General features: G+C 40.9%; 15 protein-coding genes and 1 riboswitch. Of the genes, 2 read left to right on the plus strand and 13 right to left on the minus strand.

The annotated features are described in order from the left end of the window. Window positions 1–2 precede the first annotated feature (2 nt). Both QM874_RS03615 and tsaE read right to left on the minus strand, forming a co-directional pair. Window positions 3–524, minus strand: a complete 522-nt coding sequence (locus tag QM874_RS03615; protein ID WP_414316250.1) for an N-acetyltransferase family protein — start codon at window positions 522–524, stop codon at window positions 3–5. Beyond that, entirely contained in the window at window positions 514–957 is a 444-nt protein-coding gene (gene tsaE / locus QM874_RS03620; RefSeq protein ID WP_414316251.1) for a tRNA (adenosine(37)-N6)-threonylcarbamoyltransferase complex ATPase subunit type 1 TsaE, read from the minus strand. The genes QM874_RS03615 and tsaE overlap by 11 nt, the downstream gene beginning before the upstream one ends. 144 nt (window positions 958–1101) lie before the next feature. On the opposite strand from tsaE, the gene QM874_RS03625 reads away from it, so the two are divergent. Further along, window positions 1102–1314: a hypothetical protein gene (locus QM874_RS03625; RefSeq protein ID WP_414316252.1), complete on the plus strand. Its 213-nt coding sequence runs from the start codon at window positions 1102–1104 to the stop codon at window positions 1312–1314. Between the two features lie 98 nt (window positions 1315–1412). Here QM874_RS03625 and QM874_RS03630 read toward each other — a convergent pair whose 3' ends face one another. Continuing rightward, the gene (locus tag QM874_RS03630) at window positions 1413–2834 is read right to left on the minus strand and encodes an NCS2 family permease (protein WP_414316253.1); all 1422 of its coding nucleotides are present in this window, start codon (window positions 2832–2834) and stop codon (window positions 1413–1415) included. Between the two features lie 196 nt (window positions 2835–3030). Here QM874_RS03630 and QM874_RS03635 point away from each other — a divergent pair, with 196 nt between their 5' ends. Beyond that, entirely contained in the window at window positions 3031–3843 is an 813-nt protein-coding gene (locus QM874_RS03635) for a Cof-type HAD-IIB family hydrolase (protein ID WP_414316254.1), read from the plus strand. A gap of 132 nt (window positions 3844–3975) precedes the next feature. Here QM874_RS03635 and QM874_RS03640 read toward each other — a convergent pair whose 3' ends face one another. The 10 genes from QM874_RS03640 to uvrA all read right to left on the minus strand — a co-directional run bounded on the left by QM874_RS03640 (window position 3976) and on the right by uvrA (window position 15578). After that, on the minus strand, window positions 3976–4401 hold the full coding sequence (locus tag QM874_RS03640; RefSeq protein WP_414316255.1) for an SP_0198 family lipoprotein: 426 nt from the start codon (window positions 4399–4401) through the stop codon (window positions 3976–3978). Window positions 4402–4487: 86 nt separating this feature from the next. Beyond that, window positions 4488–5726 (minus strand): bifunctional folylpolyglutamate synthase/dihydrofolate synthase, encoded by a 1239-nt coding sequence (locus tag QM874_RS03645; RefSeq protein ID WP_414316256.1) that lies wholly within the window; start codon window positions 5724–5726, stop codon window positions 4488–4490. A gap of 519 nt (window positions 5727–6245) precedes the next feature. Further along, complete coding sequence (locus QM874_RS03650; RefSeq protein WP_000017624.1) at window positions 6246–6551, minus strand: DUF1292 domain-containing protein; 306 nt, start codon at window positions 6549–6551, stop codon at window positions 6246–6248. Window positions 6552–6566: 15 nt separating this feature from the next. Next, window positions 6567–6986, minus strand: coding sequence for a Holliday junction resolvase RuvX (gene ruvX / locus QM874_RS03655; protein ID WP_414316257.1), 420 nt, complete (start codon window positions 6984–6986; stop codon window positions 6567–6569). 3 nt (window positions 6987–6989) lie between these two features. Then, window positions 6990–7256, minus strand: a complete 267-nt coding sequence (locus tag QM874_RS03660) for an IreB family regulatory phosphoprotein (RefSeq protein ID WP_000507060.1) — start codon at window positions 7254–7256, stop codon at window positions 6990–6992. Window positions 7257–7352: 96 nt separating this feature from the next. Next, window positions 7353–7925, minus strand: coding sequence for an SP0191 family lipoprotein (locus tag QM874_RS03665; RefSeq protein WP_414316258.1), 573 nt, complete (start codon window positions 7923–7925; stop codon window positions 7353–7355). 66 nt (window positions 7926–7991) lie between these two features. Next, the gene (spx, locus tag QM874_RS03670) at window positions 7992–8390 is read right to left on the minus strand and encodes a transcriptional regulator Spx (RefSeq protein WP_000591165.1); all 399 of its coding nucleotides are present in this window, start codon (window positions 8388–8390) and stop codon (window positions 7992–7994) included. Window positions 8391–8525: 135 nt separating this feature from the next. Next, a complete protein-coding gene (mgtA, locus tag QM874_RS03675; protein ID WP_414316259.1) occupies window positions 8526–11186 on the minus strand; it encodes a magnesium-translocating P-type ATPase in 2661 nt (886 codons plus the stop codon). Window positions 11187–11485: 299 nt separating this feature from the next. Then, window positions 11486–11639, minus strand: a riboswitch (M-box (ykoK) riboswitch). Between the two features lie 53 nt (window positions 11640–11692). After that, window positions 11693–12754, minus strand: a complete 1062-nt coding sequence (locus QM874_RS03680; RefSeq protein ID WP_414316260.1) for a M24 family metallopeptidase — start codon at window positions 12752–12754, stop codon at window positions 11693–11695. Then, window positions 12747–15578 (minus strand): excinuclease ABC subunit UvrA, encoded by a 2832-nt coding sequence (gene uvrA / locus QM874_RS03685; RefSeq protein WP_414316261.1) that lies wholly within the window; start codon window positions 15576–15578, stop codon window positions 12747–12749. The genes QM874_RS03680 and uvrA overlap by 8 nt, the downstream gene beginning before the upstream one ends. Window positions 15579–15695: the final 117 nt, after the last annotated feature.

Genomic DNA, 15695 nt, shown 5'->3' on the forward strand with positions numbered 1-15695 from the left:
TCTTATTCGTCTATCAGTTGACCCATTAGGTAAACATCTAGAAACTCTCCTCCTTCTATACAAGCACCACGTTCCTGTAATCCTTCTATGATAAAGCCCATTTTTTCATACAAATGAACGGCAGCTATATTACGTTTTTGTACTGTCAATTGTAAACGGCGAATACTACCGCTAGATTTAGCCCATTCAATCGCTTCTTCAATCAAGATACTACCAAGGCCACAGCCCCAAAAAACTTTCTTGATTCCCAAGAAAACATCTCCGATATGACGGACCCGCGGTCGTTGGTCAGCTGTAATATTGATTATGCCTGCAAGATCATCGTTCAAAAAAGCTAGTAGGGTGATTTGATTATCCGACTGGGCTTGTTGGTCAATGAACAACTCCATCTCAGACTCACTCATTGAGATTCCATTTTCATCCAAACTAGTAAAAGTCGACTCTTGTCCTATCTGATCCAGAAGGGCAATGACGGCTAAGGTATCATGGATTTCTGCCTCACGAATTAAAAGATCATACTCCATCCGTCAACCTCTTTACTAAGTCTGTAGCCCTACTACCATAAGGGTGAAAGTTAATTTCTCGTCCCTCATCTTTTTTCAGGATTTCTAACTCTAGATAGTCTTTAGGCAGGTCTTCTCCTAGCAGATGCCCCCACTCAATAACTGTTACACCGTCTCCAAAAAGGAACTCATCTAGGTCAATCGAGTCGGCATCTCCCTCGATGCGGTAAACATCCAAATGATACAAGGGTAGACGACCTTCATACTCTCTAACAATGGTATAAGTAGGACTTTTGATCATTTGATGAATCTCTAGTCCTTTAGCTAGACCTTTTGTTAATGTGGTTTTCCCAGCACCTAATTCACCAGTTAAAATCAAAACATCATTTTTTTCTAGCAGAGAACCCAGCTCTTCTCCAAGCGCTATAAGCTCATCTTCATTTTTTGTGTACATGTTACTATTATACCAAAAAGTTTTCTTTTGTGACATTTCTATCAACAAAAAACGAAGCTGTGGGACAGAAATCGATAGTCCAAATTTCCTTTTCCTAATCCCAGACCAGCAGGGCATCAGAAATAGACTGAATTGTTAAAGTTTATGAATCTAAAAAATGAAACTTTGGTTAAGGAAGGTTTGGATAATCTAAAAGACGAGCAAAAAATCCAATCATCAGACATCTTATACTCAATGAAAATCAAAGAGCAAACTAGGAAGCGAGCCGCAGGTTGCTCAAAACAGCGTTTTAAGGTTGTGGATAGAACTGACGAAGTCAGCTCAAAATACTGTTTTGAGGTTGCAGATGGAAGCTGACCTGGTTTGAAGAGATTTTCGAAGAGTATTAAAAGTTCTCTGCTCACAAAAAGGAGGCCAAGAAAAATCCCGCCTCCCTCATTTTTAAGTTTTTGTCCTTAGTTTAGAGCCATGCTGATGTAGTTCAAGATGAACAAAGCATCCAAAATCCAGATCATGACATGTACTTCTTTGATCTGACCTTTAACAATCTTCGTCAAAGTATAAGTCAAGAAACCAACGGCAATCCCTTGTGTAATTGAGTAACTGAATCCCATAAAGATAGACGTGAAGAAGGCTGGAACAGCTTCTGACATATCATCCCAAGGAATATTTTTCAAGTTAGAGAGCATCATGATTCCGACAATAATCAAAATTGGTGCTGTCGCTGCGGAAGGTACAATAGCAAGAAGTGGGCTAAAGAAGCTAGATAGGGCGAAACAGATAGCAACTACTAATGCTGTCAAACCAGTACGTCCACCAGCACCGATACCTGCTGCAGACTCAATATAAGTCGTAACGTTTGATGTACCAGCAATAGCACCAACAGAAGTCGCCACCAAATCAGAGTAAAGAGCCTTATCCAATTTGTCTGACTCATGGTTTTCACCACTTGTTGCAACGATACCAACTTTTTCACCTGTACCAATAAGAGTACCGATTGTGTCAAAAATGTCTGTCAACGAGAAGGCAAGAATAGCCATCAAGGTTTCTGGCAAACGAGAAGTATTTGATATCAAGGATCCTAATCCTTCTGAGCCAAGAGCAGCACCAAACAAAGTTCCTAAATCATTAATCGCTGATGAAAGATTGTTGCTAGCAAAGTCAATGCTAGACAAATCAACAACACCAACTGCAATGGCAAGAACTGTAGTTGTTAAGATTGAAAGGATAATCCCACCTTTAATACCTTTGACAACAAAGAAAATTGTAATTGCAAGACCTGCAAGAGCAACTAGAACAGCAGGACTGTTAAAATCAACCAAGCCAGGAACAGCTCCTGAATTTGCTGTGATTGCTGCTTGAGCCTTATCTGCACCTTCGCCTGCTACTGTATAACTACCTGGATCAATAGAAAATTTCAAGAGGCCAGCATTCTTAATACCAACGTAAGCAAGGAATACCCCAATACCAGCAGAAATTGCTGAACGAAGTGTCGTAGGAATAGATTCGATAATCATTTTACGAACATTGGTTAATGTGATAATCAACGAAATAATCCCACAGATAAAGACCATCCCAAGAGCTTCTTTCCAAGTATAGCCCATCCCAAATACAACTGTAAATGTAAAAAAGGCATTTAGTCCCATACCTGGGGCTTGGGCATATGGCAAGTTAGCATAGAAAGCCATCATTAAAGTTCCCACAACAGAACCAATGATTGTCGCCAAAAACACACCTTGAACAGGCATTCCTGTTTGTGAAAGCATTTGAGGGTTTACAAAGAGAATATAACTCATTGCAAAGAAAGTTGTTAAACCAGCAAGAACCTCTGTACGGACATCTGTCCCGTGCTCTTTTAGTTTAAATAGTTTGTCCATTTTTAATCTCCTTTGTCATTTTACGAACAATAGAACTATTATATCATCAATCATTCACCTTTTCAAGGTGTTTTTTAAAAAAATAAAAAATGCTAGTGGATATTGTTCTCCCTCATTTCGCTTAGAGTCAGCTTTTCTCTCCGCTTTTTGATATAATAGAAAACATCTTATCTGAAACTGGATTCGGGAGGATCTTATGACTAAAAAAATGATTGCCGTCGACTTGGACGGAACCTTACTTAATGGCGAAAGCAAACTATCAGATTTTACCAAGTATACTATCAAACAAATATCTAAAAAAGGCCACCATGTCGTGATTGCAACAGGTCGCCCTTATCGTATGGCTAAAGATTTTTATGATCAGCTTGAACTTGAAACGCCTATGATCAATTTCAATGGTTCACTCACTCACCTGCCTGGTAAGGTTTGGGACCATGAAAAATGCCTGACTGTTGATAAAAAGTATCTCTTAGATATGGTTCAACGAAAAGAGGAGATCGAGGCAGACTTTATCGCAGGTGAATACCGTAAAAAGTTTTACATTACGACTCCAGACAAGGAGATTGCCGACCCTAGGTTATTTGGTGTTGAAAACTTCAGACCTGAAAATCAGTTTAATTCTGAGCTTGTCACCAAGGACCCTAACTGTATTTTATTGCAGACTCGCGCAAGTGACAAATATGCTCTCGCAGAAGAAATGAACAGTTTTTACAAGCATCAACTCAACATTAATACTTGGGGTGGTCCTTTAAATATCCTCGAATGTACACCTAAAGGTGTTCACAAAGCCTTTGCTCTTGAATACCTCCTCAATGTCATGAATGTGGATAGAAAAAACTTGATTGCCTTTGGCGACGAACACAATGACCAAGAAATGTTATCCTTTGCAGGCACAGGATATGCCATGAAGAATGCTAATCCCGCTCTTCTTTCTTTCGCTGATGAACAGTTACCACTAACCAACGAAGAAGATGGAGTTGCTCACTTTTTACAAGAAAGATTCCTTTAATTTCACTCATTCTATACTTTTTGGTAGAAAACAACTACCTTAAAAGTATGGAATTTTTTTATCATCAGAAATTGATGGAAGAAAAAGGACTTGAATCTGGTTTGTTAAGATTCAAATCCCTACAAATAATGTTTATTTCTTTAACACGATACGGTCTGAAATCTCACGATCCATATCATCAATGATAATCTGGTTTTCTTCTGCTACATAAACCTTGATATCGTCTCCAACAAAGACTCTCTGGTTTTCTGGTTCGAAGGTTACTTTTTTAATTTCCTGATCACCATCAGGCTCTACTTCCGTCCATGTTCCAGTATTTCCAGTAACAACCAAGGTAATAGTGTCGCCATCATCTTGTCCCGTATAGGTTCCATCAATATTCGTTACTGAACTAGAAGTTGAACTAGAAGCTGACGTTTCCGATTTCTGACTAGTGCTCGCTTCTGCACTAGTACTTGCTTGAGAGGAAGGAGTTGACTGCGCTTTTGGGGAGCAAGCAACTAAGAGACTAAGACTTGCCAAAGCAGCAAGAGAAAGTGTGAATTTTTTTAGTGACATAAGGTCTCCTTTCTTTTAACAACTATGAAGCAGCATAATACTACTGAGCCATTTCACCTCTACTATATCAAATAAAGAGAGCGGGGTCAAACATTCACAAGATAGGCACGAACCTCAGATATAAAATAGAGGGAACCTGTCACAAAAAGCAAGTCCTTCTCCCCTGCAGAAGCTTCAAAGCCATCTATAAAATCTCGATATGAGGAAACTCTATGATAGTCACTCAAGTCTTGGTCGTCCAAGGAACCCTGATAGTCGAAGCTCGTCACATAAAGAGCTGTGTCAGGTAAATGTTCTGTCAAATAAGTAAGCATTCCACTATAATCTTTTCTCTTCAGAGCACCAAAAAGGATTTGTGGACGATAACCTTGCTGATTTTTCCCCTGAATGAATTCGACCAAGCGCTCTAGAGCGGGTAAATTGTGGGCCCCGTCCAAATAAATGTGTTCAGTGATAGTTTCAAGACGTCCAGCCCATCTGGTAGTTTTCAAAGCAAGTCGGATGACCTCTTCATTGACCTTTTCACTTCTTTGTGTCATAAACAATAGAAAAGTTTGCAAGGCCAGAGCTGCATTTTCCTCTTGATAGACTCCTTCCAAACCTAGTTTTAATTGGCTCAGTTCCGCAAGAGATGAAGAAAACCGTCCTTCTTTGAAAGAAAAATCTTTGTCAGCTTGATAGAGAGTCACACCCAAATCTTCTGCAACCTTTTGACAAACAATCTGTGCTTCCGGTGCTAGGTTGGCAATAACGGCTGACTTGCCTGACTTAAAAATCCCTGCCTTCTGTTCAGCAATTGCTTCCAGACTATCCCCCAAGGTCTCTTGGTGATCGAGACCGATCGATGTAATAACTGAGATTTCTCCAGTTACTACATTAGTCGTGTCCAGTAAACCGCCAATACCAACTTCCAACAAGACCAGATCCACTTTTTGTTCTTTAAAATAAAGCAAAGCAATCAAGGTCAGCAACTCAAAAAAAGATAGCTGATCGCGAGTTTCTAGAAGTCTTTGCTCCATTGCTTTGACTTGATCTGCTAAACGTATAAAGTCTGCGTCCGATATAGGCTCACCATTAATGCAGATGCGGTCATGGATGCTGACAATGTGGGGCGAAGTAAAGGTCCCCACATTCTTACCATGAGAAATAAAGAGCTCTCTCATAAAGGCGATGGTTGAACCCTTTCCATTTGTCCCTGTCACATGGATAATAGGATAGGCTTGCTCAGGATTTCCCAGCAAGTTTACCGCACTCTGCATCCTCCCTAAACCTGATCTAAAATTCAAACCGATTCGACTATGAAGCCATTTTTCTACTTCAAACACGCTTAATCTCCTTAATCCTTAACAAAAAAGCGAAGATTCTCTTCGCTTTTTACTGAATTAGCTAGTACTTAGCTATATTTTATTTCAATATGGGCTAAAAACATCCACTGGATGTTCCTGCTTTTTCTTCTTTCTAGAAGCAGGGCTGATACAGTCTCCCAGACTTACTTACGGTCTTTATTTTTAGCGTAAGGGTAAAAATGTTCACTGGACTTACCAGTTCTTTCTTATTTCAAGGAACTGGGCTAAAAACATCCACTGGACCGACTTGCGATCTTCATTTCTATCGCAAGGCTAAAAACGTTCCCCGAACTTACTGACGGTTTTTATTTTTAGCGTCAGGCTAAAAACGTCCACTGGACGTTCCAACTCTCTCCAGTTTCTGGGAGTTGGGCTAAAAACGTCCCCCGGACGTTCCTGCTTTTTCTTATTTCTAGAAGCAGGGCTAAAAACATCCCCCGGATATTCCAACTCTTTCTAGTTTCTAGGAGTTGGGCTAAAAACGTTCCCCGAACGTTTTTACTCCTCCATAAAGCTGTTGAAGACTTCTTCAATCATGTTCCATTCATCTTCTGAATCTTCAGGGATTGGTTGCAATTCGCCTTCTGTTCCATCTTCGTTTTCGATGAATGAGTAAGCTTGGATTTCAACTTCACCGTTTTCATCTTCTTCTGCATTAACTGGTACAAGAAGGACATAGTTTTTACCAAATTCTTCTTTTCCATCAATAGTCAAAAGGATTTCAAACAAAGTTTCGTTTCCTTGCTCATCTACAAGTGTAATAAGTTCACGTTCTTCGTGATCGTGGTTGTGATCGTGTGACATAGTTTCTCCTCTGTCTTAAAATTTTCTATCTAAATAATTTTGCAAAATCAATTGAGCCGCTAATTTATCAATAACTTTTTTACGCTTATTGCGACTAATGTCTGCTTGCTCAATCAACATGCGCTCAGCAGCAACCGTAGTCAAGCGTTCATCTTGATAATCTACCGGTAAGCCAAAGAGCTCTACCAACTTCTCGCCATATGCCTGGCTAGCTTCCACCCGCGGTCCACTGGTATTGTTCATATTTTTAGGTAAACCAACAACAAAGCGCTCCACCTTATAGGTATCAACCAATTCTTTGAGTCGTTCAAAACCGAACTCCCCTTGTTCTTCATTGATTTGGATGATTTCGAGTCCTTGCGCTGTAAAACCTAACGGATCGCTAATCGCTACTCCTACTGTTTTGGAACCAACGTCCAACCCCATAATTCTCATTGGTTATAGATCGACTCCTTGTCCCTTAAGGTAGTAGCGGACCAATTCTTCAACGATTTCATCTCGCTCATACTTACGGATTTGATTTCGTGCATTGTTATAACGAGGAACGTAAGCTGGGTCTCCACTGAGAACATAGCCCACGATCTGGTTAATAGGGTTATAGCCCTTTTCATTCAAAGAAGCATAGACATCTGTCAATGTTTCGCTGATTTCTTTTTTATTGGAATCGTCCAATTTAAAACGTACGGTTTCTTCAGTAAATCCCATTCTAACACCCTCTTTCCTTAGAATAGTACTATTATAGCACATTCGCGGTCGTTCTACAAATCACACAGTCTGATTCTGCTGATTTTCTCTGACTTTTTACTGGACTGTTGCCCCATTTGCAACACGATTAGCAATATAGTCCTCTGGTTCGTTTTTCAATAGATTTTCCAGTCCAACATTCTTCAAGTATTCGTTTTCACTTGCTTTTTTGAGATCTAGTGTTTGGAAATCATAGCTAGTCTTGGTTTCCATTTCTTTCTCATTTAAAAGAGTCGTTTCGATGGTAAATCCTGAAATTTTTCGAGCCGCTTGAACAGACTCATCCTTGTCCTCAGCTTCTTTTAGAGCTTTTTTAGCTTCATCTAATCCTCGCTCAGAAATATAATTTTTTAAATCTTCTGATACAGGACGTTTTTGCTGAATAGTCAAACTCAAGAATTGACTGCCTTTATAGGTAATGATTTGAGTTTGCTGAGCACCACTCTCATCAGTTGGTAACACCAAGGTCTTGGTCACAACCGTATTCTTGGTTGCATTTTCTAATACGGGCAAGGTTGACTGCAGGGCTTCTTGAGAACTCTCAGTAGTTGAAGAGGCCGTATCTTTTTTCTGACCACAGCCAACAAGTAAAAATAGCGCTGCGAATGTTCCGATGACTAACTTTTTCATAAATCCTCACATGTTATCAAATTTAAATATTAGAGAAGGCTAGGAGTCACTCCCAGCCTTGATGTTTTATAGAGCCGCACGTAAACGCGCTTCTGCATTTTCCACATTACGGACAGAGCGTGGCAAGAAGGCACGGATATCGTCTTCTTTATAACCGACTTGCAGACGTTTTTCATCTACAAGAATCGGACTTTTCAAGATGCGAGGTGTTTCCATAATCAGGTTGAGCACTTCATTGACACTCAAATCTTCGATATCAACACCAAGGGCCTTTGCATAACGATTCTTCGATGATACGATACTTGCAATTCCATTGTCTGTTTTTGTCAAAATATCAAGTAATTCTTCTCTCGTGATTCCTTCCTTACCGAGGTTTTGTTCTTTATAACTTAACTGGTGGGCATTGAGCCAGGTCTTCGCTTTTTTACAGCTAGTACAACTTGAGACTGTATAAATTTTGATCATGTACCTACCCCTTTCGCTACATGTTACTATCAGTTTAGACTATTATACCATAAAAAACATCGGACTTGCGACCTATTTTTAAAAAATTTTAACTTTTTTGGCAATTTTTAAACTTTTTTCTTGACAAAACACGAACTATAACCATTCTTTATACTTCTTAATGTAAAATTTCTTAATAACTGTGACGCTAAACATATACAAGAAAATAATACAGATTAAGAACAAGAAGTAAGGAAGTCCTAACGGTGCTAGACGAAGTATATTTACTAGCGGTCCATAAGGTAGACTGGTTACGAAAAAGGCTGCAATCAGAGTCATAAAAATCACAAGCCAAGCTGGTCTGCTTTGTACAAAAGGAACTTTTGCTGTACGAAGCATATGGATAACCATGGTTTGAGACCACATAGATTCGATGAACCATCCTGTCTGGAACAAGATAATAAACTGAAGGGCAGATTCAGACCCGTGAACATAATGATGGCCTGTTATCATTGGAACAATGATAAAGTAGAGGAAGATAAAGGTCAAAATATCAAAGACAGATGAGATTGGGCCCATCCAAACCATAAATCGAGTAATGGTTTTTGCTTCCCATGTATGGGGTTGTTTGAGGAAGTCTTGATCCACATTATCAAACGGCAATGCTACACAGGACAAATCATAAACTAGATTTAGGACGATTAGATGTACAGGAGCCATTGGTAAAAATGGCAAGAAAATACTCGCAACAAGAAGGGAGAAGATATTCCCAAAGTTTGAACTGACGGTCATCTTAATGTACTTGGTCATGTTGGCGTAGACCTTACGACCTTCAACGATACCAGTTTCAAGAACCATGAGATCCTTGTCTAGCAAAATAACATCTGCCGTTTCCTTAGCGATATCGACTGCTGTATCTACAGAAATACCCACATCTGCCACCTTCATAGATGGAGCATCGTTAATACCGTCACCCATATAACCAACACCGTGACCATTTCTCTTTAACTGTAGAATGATACGAGCTTTTTGGTCAGGAGATAATTTAGCAAATACTGTCACTCTTTCAACCGCTCCTGCCAATTCTTGATCTGTCATTTTGTCGATATCAGAGCCCAAAAGCATATGCTCAACGTCCAAACCAACCTTTTCACAGATGGCTTGGGTTACTTTTTCATTATCGCCAGTTAAAATTTTTGTTCTGACACCATGTTCAAGCAAAGCTTGGATAGCGGGTGATGCAGATGGTTTTGGTGGATCCAAGAAGGCAAGGTAACCCGTAAGGATCATATCACTTTCATCATCCACAGCATAGGCATAGTCTTCACGTAAACCTGATTTGTAGCCAACACCTAAGACTCGCAAACCTTGACGGTTTAATTGACCAACTTCTGCCAGTACTTCTTGGCGAATACCTTCCGTAATAGGGATTATTTCTCCACGATATTCCACATGTGTCGAAATGGTCAACATTTCTTCCAAGGCGCCTTTGGTCACCATACTAACAACATTGCTATCATCTTTGACGATAACACTCATGCGTCTACGTTCAAAATCAAATGGTAGTTCGTCGATTTTTTGGAAGCTGGTGTCTAGATTTTGTAGGATAACATGTTCCTTGGCTTCTTTTTCAGTTCTACTGATGATGGCACGGTCCATCAAGTTTTTCAAACCTGTTTGAAAATGTGAATTTAGATAAGCCCTTCTTAAGACCGCCATATCCAAATCACCATGGATATCCAAAGGATACTCTAAAACAATCTCATCTTGCGTAAGAGTTCCAGTTTTATCCGTACATAGGATATCGATTGCTCCTAAGTCCTGGATAGCATTGAGTTTTTTGATGACTACCTTTTCCTTGGCCATGATAATGGAACCTTTTGCTAAGCTGGCTGTAATAATCATTGGCAGCATTTCTGGTGTCAGTCCGACACCCACGCTCAAGGCAAACACTCCAGCCTCTAGCCAGTCTCCATCGGTCAATCCATTTGCGAAAAAAACGATTGGAACCATGACAAGCATCAAGCGGATCAAGAGCCAGGAAACGCTGTTCATTTCACGTTCAAAAGAAGTTGGCTCATCGTAAGTATTAAGAGTTTGCTCAATAGCTCCCATCATGGTGTCATCACCAACCGCTAGAACCATAGCCGTAGCACTTCCTGAGATAACGTTTGTCCCCATAAAGGCCAAAGATTCTGCTTCTAAGAGGCTATCTACATTTTGACCAGTGGCTTTATTTAAAGCTAGCTTTTCAACTGCATCACTTTCTCCAGTCAAACCTGACTGTTGAACGAAAAAATCGCGCGATTCAAATAAGATAACATCTGCTGGAATCATGTCTCCCGCACTCAATTTCACGAGATCTCCCACAACCAACTCATCGATTGGCAACTCTTGTTCAAGACCATCACGAATAACAGTTGCAGTGTTGACAATCATTTTTGAAAGGTTGGTTGTTGCCTTATCGCTCCGCAACTCTTGGACAAAACGGATGCCTCCTGAAATCAAAACCAAGACAACGATAATAATAGAGGTCGTAGGGTCCTCTTGGCCAGGTTTGGCAAGCCAAACGTTTGTAACGAGGGAAATAAAGGCAATTACAAGCAAAATGATTGTGAAAGGATTGATAATGGACTCATAAATCTTTTTAAAGATGGAATCCTCTTGACCCTTGGTAATGGTGTTTTCACCATATAGGTCACGGTTTTCTTCGACCTGTTCTTGGTCTAAGCCTTTTAGACTTGTATGGTAAAAAGCTAGACTATCTTTTAATGGAGTTTGAATAGCTACTGCTAGTCTTTCTTTTGTAGTTTTCATTGGTTTCTCCTATCTGTATGAATGGTGATTTCATACTCAATGAAAATCAAAGAGCAAACTAGGAAACTAGCCACAGGCTGTACTTGAGTACGGCAAGGCGACGTTGACGTGGTTTGAATTTGATTTTCGAAGAGTATCATACACAGAGACCAATCACTTTATAGGGACAGAACGACACAAATCAGCGATTGGCTGTGTATGTGCGGTTCTGGATGATCGTCAATTTGCATCGTTTATCTCCTTTCTTTGTTTTAAAAACAGCAGAAAATCCTGCCATAAAATGGCAGGACTAAAAAACTTATGATCTGTTTTCGTTCAAGCTTTAACTCCATAGGGCGATGTAATGAGCTTAGTCTTGACCTTCGCGACCAGGACTGTTGACCAACGAGTAGTGTCTCCACTGCTTTGCGGTAGTCATCCGTATCCCTATGGTAGCCTCACCTACCGTTTTCGCCTTTCAGTATAAACCATTAACTAGTAAAAGTCAACGATTTATCTCATTTTTCTTAGATTACGATTAATTCTTTTGGAGCAAGGGTTAATAACTCACAACCGGTATCTGTAATCAAGATATCATCTTCAATACGAACTCCGTATTTACCTTCAATATAAATACCAGGCTCATCAGTCAAGACCATACCCGATTTAATAACTTCTGTAGAAGTTTGGCTAAAGTATGGCTCTTCGTGGATATCAAGTCCGATACCGTGTCCGATACCGTGTGTAAAGTATTGTCCATAGCCTGCTTCCACAATGATATCACGAGGGATTTTGTCAAAGTCACGGAAACCTAAGCCAGCCTTAGCTTGGTCAATTAGAGCCTGGTTAGCTTTCAAAACAGTGTTGTAGATTTCTGCTTGTTCATCACTGACATGACCTAGATAGATAGTACGTGTCATATCACTGACATAGTGTTCATAAAGGCACCCAAAATCCATAGTGATTGCTTCACCTAGTTCTACTGGCTTGTGCATTGGGTGGGCATGGGGTTTAGAAGAGTTGATTCCACTCGCTAGAATCGTATCAAAAGACAAACCAGCAGCGCCTAATTCACGCATACGGAAGTCCAGGAAGTTGGCAATTTCAATTTCTGTCTTACCTGGCTTGATAAAGTCAAGGGCATCGTGGAAAGCTTGGTCAGAAATGGAACAAGCCTTACGAATAGTCGCAATCTCTGTTTCATCCTTAATCATGCGAAGCGCTTCAACAAACTGTGTCTGAGGAATTAATTCCAAACCTTCAAAAGCGGCTTGCATGCGGTGGTAATAAGAAACCGAGATTTCATCTTCAAACCCGATACGAGAAAGACCCGTATCTTTTGTAATTTTTGCAATAGTAGCCAACTCGTCACGTTCTGCAAAAATCTCAAAACCAGTTACTTCTTGCTTAGCAGCGATAATATAGCGGGCATCTGTCACCAAGACCTGACGGTCACGACTGATAAAGACCGTACCATTTGAACCCCAAAATCCTGTCAAATAGTAGACATTTTTAAGGTTATTGATAATGATTCCATCTAGTTCTTTTTCTTGCATTTTATCGAGAAATGCTTGCACACGTTTATTCATGATGTAACTTTCCTTTCAAATACTGTCCTGTATAGCTAGCTTCATTAGCAGCTACTTCTTCTGGAGTTCCTGTTGCAATGATGGTACCACCACCGACACCACCTTCTGGCCCTAAGTCGATAATATGGTCTGCTGTTTTGATGACATCTAGATTGTGCTCAATCACGAGAACTGTATTACCATCATCTACAAAGCGAGACAAGACCTTCAGTAGACGCGCGATATCCTCGGTATGAAGACCAGTTGTCGGTTCATCTAGAATGTAGAAGGATTTACCTGTCGAGCGCTTGTGGAGCTCGCTAGCCAACTTCATACGTTGAGCTTCTCCACCAGAAAGTGTCGTAGCTGGTTGTCCCAAGGTCACATAACCTAGACCTACATCCTTGATCGTTTGGAGTTTGCGTTGAATTTTCGGAATATGTTTGAAGAATTCTACCGCATCGTTGACGGTCATATCTAAAACTTGCGAGATATTCTTTTCCTTATAATGAACTTCTAGGGTTTCACTGTTGTAGCGGGTTCCGTGGCAGACTTCACAAGCCACGTAAACATCCGGCAAGAAGTGCATCTCAATCTTGATAATCCCGTCACCTGAGCAGGCCTCACAGCGACCACCCTTAACATTGAAACTGAAACGACCCTTCTTATAACCACGAATCTTGGCTTCATTTGTCTGAGCGAAGAGGTCACGAATATCGTCAAATACACCTGTATAGGTAGCAGGGTTAGACCTCGGTGTTCGTCCAATTGGACTCTGGTCAATGTCTATCAGACGATCGATATGCTCAATCCCTGAGATAGTCTTAAACTTTCCAGGTTTATCTGAATTGCGATTAAGCTTTTGAGCAATGGCTTTTTTGAGGATGCTGTTAATCAAGGTTGATTTCCCAGAACCTGACACACCCGTCACTGCGATAAATTTCCCTAATGGGAAACGAGCAGTGATATTTTGTAGGTTGTTTTCACGCGCTCCAGTCACCTCAATGAAGCGACCGTTTCCAACGCGGCGTTCTGACGGCACTGGAATCGCACGTTTCCCTGATAAGTACTGACCTGTGATAGACTTGCTGTTACGAGCCACCTGTTTGGGTGTTCCTGCAGCGACAATCTCACCACCAAAGACCCCTGCACCAGGACCGACGTCGATCAGATAATCAGCCTCTCGCATGGTATCTTCATCGTGCTCCACTACAATCAAGGTATTCCCCAAATCGCGCATTTTTTTCAGACTGGCGATCAGGCGATCATTGTCCCTCTGGTGAAGACCAATTGACGGCTCATCTAAGATATAGAGGACTCCTGAGAGATTGGAACCAATCTGGGTTGCCAAGCGAATACGTTGGCTCTCCCCACCTGATAATGTTCCTGCAGAACGGGATAACGTTAAATAGTTAAGACCGACATTATTGAGGAAGGTCAAGCGATCCTTGATTTCCTTAAGAATAGGACGAGCAATGATAGCTTCATTTTCAGATAGACTTAAGCCACCGATCAACCCCAAATGGTCCGCGATAGAGAGGTCTGAAATTTCTCCGATATGAGGTCCTTTCTCTCCTCCTACACGAACAGATAAGGCCTGGTCATTAAGACGATAACCGTGACAAGTACCACAAGTTAGCTCATTCATATAAAGACGCATCTGTGTGCGGGTGTAGTCGCTATTGGTTTCATGATAGCGACGCTTGATATTCCCTATAACACCTTCAAAAGGAATGTCGATGTCGCGAACTCCGCCGAATTCATTTTCATAGTGGAAATGGAACTCTTTACCATCTGAACCATAGAAAATGAGATTCTTATCCTCCTCTGACAAAGCTTCAAAAGGAGTATCCATGTCCACTCCGAAGGCTGTCATAGCTTGTTCTAGCATATTTGGATAATAGTTAGAAGAGATAGGGTTCCAAGGTGCTAATGCTCCCTCACGAAGGGTCTTGCTAGCATCTGGTACGACTAAGTCCATATCAACCTCTAGCTTGATCCCCAAACCATCACACTCACTACAAGAACCAAACGGAGCATTGAAGGAGAAGAGACGAGGTTCTAGTTCCGGAACTGTAAAGCCGCAAACTGGACAAGCATAGTGTTCTGAAAAGAGTAACTCCGAATCATCCATAGTATCGATAACCACATAACCTTCTGCGATACGAAGGGCTGCTTCGATGGAATCAAAGAGACGACTACGGATACCTTCCTTGATGATAATACGGTCTACCACCACATCGATGTTGTGTTGTTTATTCTTTTCAAGTTCAGGAACTTCGGTCACATCGTATACAACCCCATCGACACGGACACGGACATAACCATCCTTTTGAATCTTTTCAATCAGCGTCTTATGTTGCCCTTTTTTCTTACGAATAACAGGAGCCAAAATCTGCAGACGCTGGCGCTCTGGTAATTCCAAAACCTTGTCGACAATCTGCTCTACAGACGAAGCCTTAATAGCCCCATGTCCATTGATACAGTAGGGTGTTCCTACACGAGCATAGAGGAGACGTAGGTAGTCGTTGATTTCCGTCGTAGTTCCAACCGTTGAGCGAGGGTTTTTACTAGTCGTTTTCTGGTCAATAGAAATGGCAGGGCTGAGACCATCGATAGAGTCCACATCTGGTTTTTCCATATTGCCCAAAAACTGACGAGCGTAGGCTGATAGACTCTCTACATAGCGGCGTTGCCCTTCTGCATACAGGGTATCAAAGGCAAGACTCGACTTGCCCGAACCCGACAGCCCTGTCACCACAACTAGCTTGTCACGTGGAATTTCCACGTCGATATTTTTTAAATTATGGGCGCGTGCCCCATGGATGACAATCTTATCTTGCATGTTACTTCTTTCTAGTCCATTGTTGCTTTCCATTATACCAAAAAAAGTGAAATTCTATTACCAAAAAAGCCGAATTTGTAGTATAATAGTACGGTGCTAAAAATCACTTAAACACAG

The sequence above is a fragment of the Streptococcus infantis genome (genome assembly GCF_047463615.1).
GTDB classification, from domain to species: Bacteria; Bacillota; Bacilli; order Lactobacillales; family Streptococcaceae; genus Streptococcus; species Streptococcus infantis_X.

Bases quoted from the DNA above. Each gene is read 5' to 3' on its own strand.
- spx (WP_000591165.1), bottom strand. From the start codon at position 8,390: ATGATCAAAATTTATACAGTCTCAAGTTGTACTAGCTGTAAAAAAGCG.
- ruvX (WP_414316257.1), bottom strand. From the start codon at position 6,986: ATGAGAATTATGGGGTTGGACGTTGGTTCCAAAACAGTAGGAGTAGCG.
- QM874_RS03665 (WP_414316258.1), bottom strand. From the start codon at position 7,925: ATGAAAAAGTTAGTCATCGGAACATTCGCAGCGCTATTTTTACTTGTT.
- QM874_RS03680 (WP_414316260.1), bottom strand. From the start codon at position 12,754: ATGAATAAACGTGTGCAAGCATTTCTCGATAAAATGCAAGAAAAAGAA.
- QM874_RS03615 (WP_414316250.1), bottom strand. From the start codon at position 524: ATGGAGTATGATCTTTTAATTCGTGAGGCAGAAATCCATGATACCTTA.
- mgtA (WP_414316259.1), bottom strand. From the start codon at position 11,186: ATGAAAACTACAAAAGAAAGACTAGCAGTAGCTATTCAAACTCCATTA.
- uvrA (WP_414316261.1), bottom strand. From the start codon at position 15,578: ATGCAAGATAAGATTGTCATCCATGGGGCACGCGCCCATAATTTAAAA.
- QM874_RS03640 (WP_414316255.1), bottom strand. From the start codon at position 4,401: ATGTCACTAAAAAAATTCACACTTTCTCTTGCTGCTTTGGCAAGTCTT.
- QM874_RS03635 (WP_414316254.1), top strand. From the start codon at position 3,031: ATGACTAAAAAAATGATTGCCGTCGACTTGGACGGAACCTTACTTAAT.
- QM874_RS03660 (WP_000507060.1), bottom strand. From the start codon at position 7,256: ATGGGATTTACTGAAGAAACCGTACGTTTTAAATTGGACGATTCCAAT.
- tsaE (WP_414316251.1), bottom strand. From the start codon at position 957: ATGTACACAAAAAATGAAGATGAGCTTATAGCGCTTGGAGAAGAGCTG.
- QM874_RS03630 (WP_414316253.1), bottom strand. From the start codon at position 2,834: ATGGACAAACTATTTAAACTAAAAGAGCACGGGACAGATGTCCGTACA.
- QM874_RS03650 (WP_000017624.1), bottom strand. From the start codon at position 6,551: ATGTCACACGATCACAACCACGATCACGAAGAACGTGAACTTATTACA.
- QM874_RS03625 (WP_414316252.1), top strand. From the start codon at position 1,102: ATGAATCTAAAAAATGAAACTTTGGTTAAGGAAGGTTTGGATAATCTA.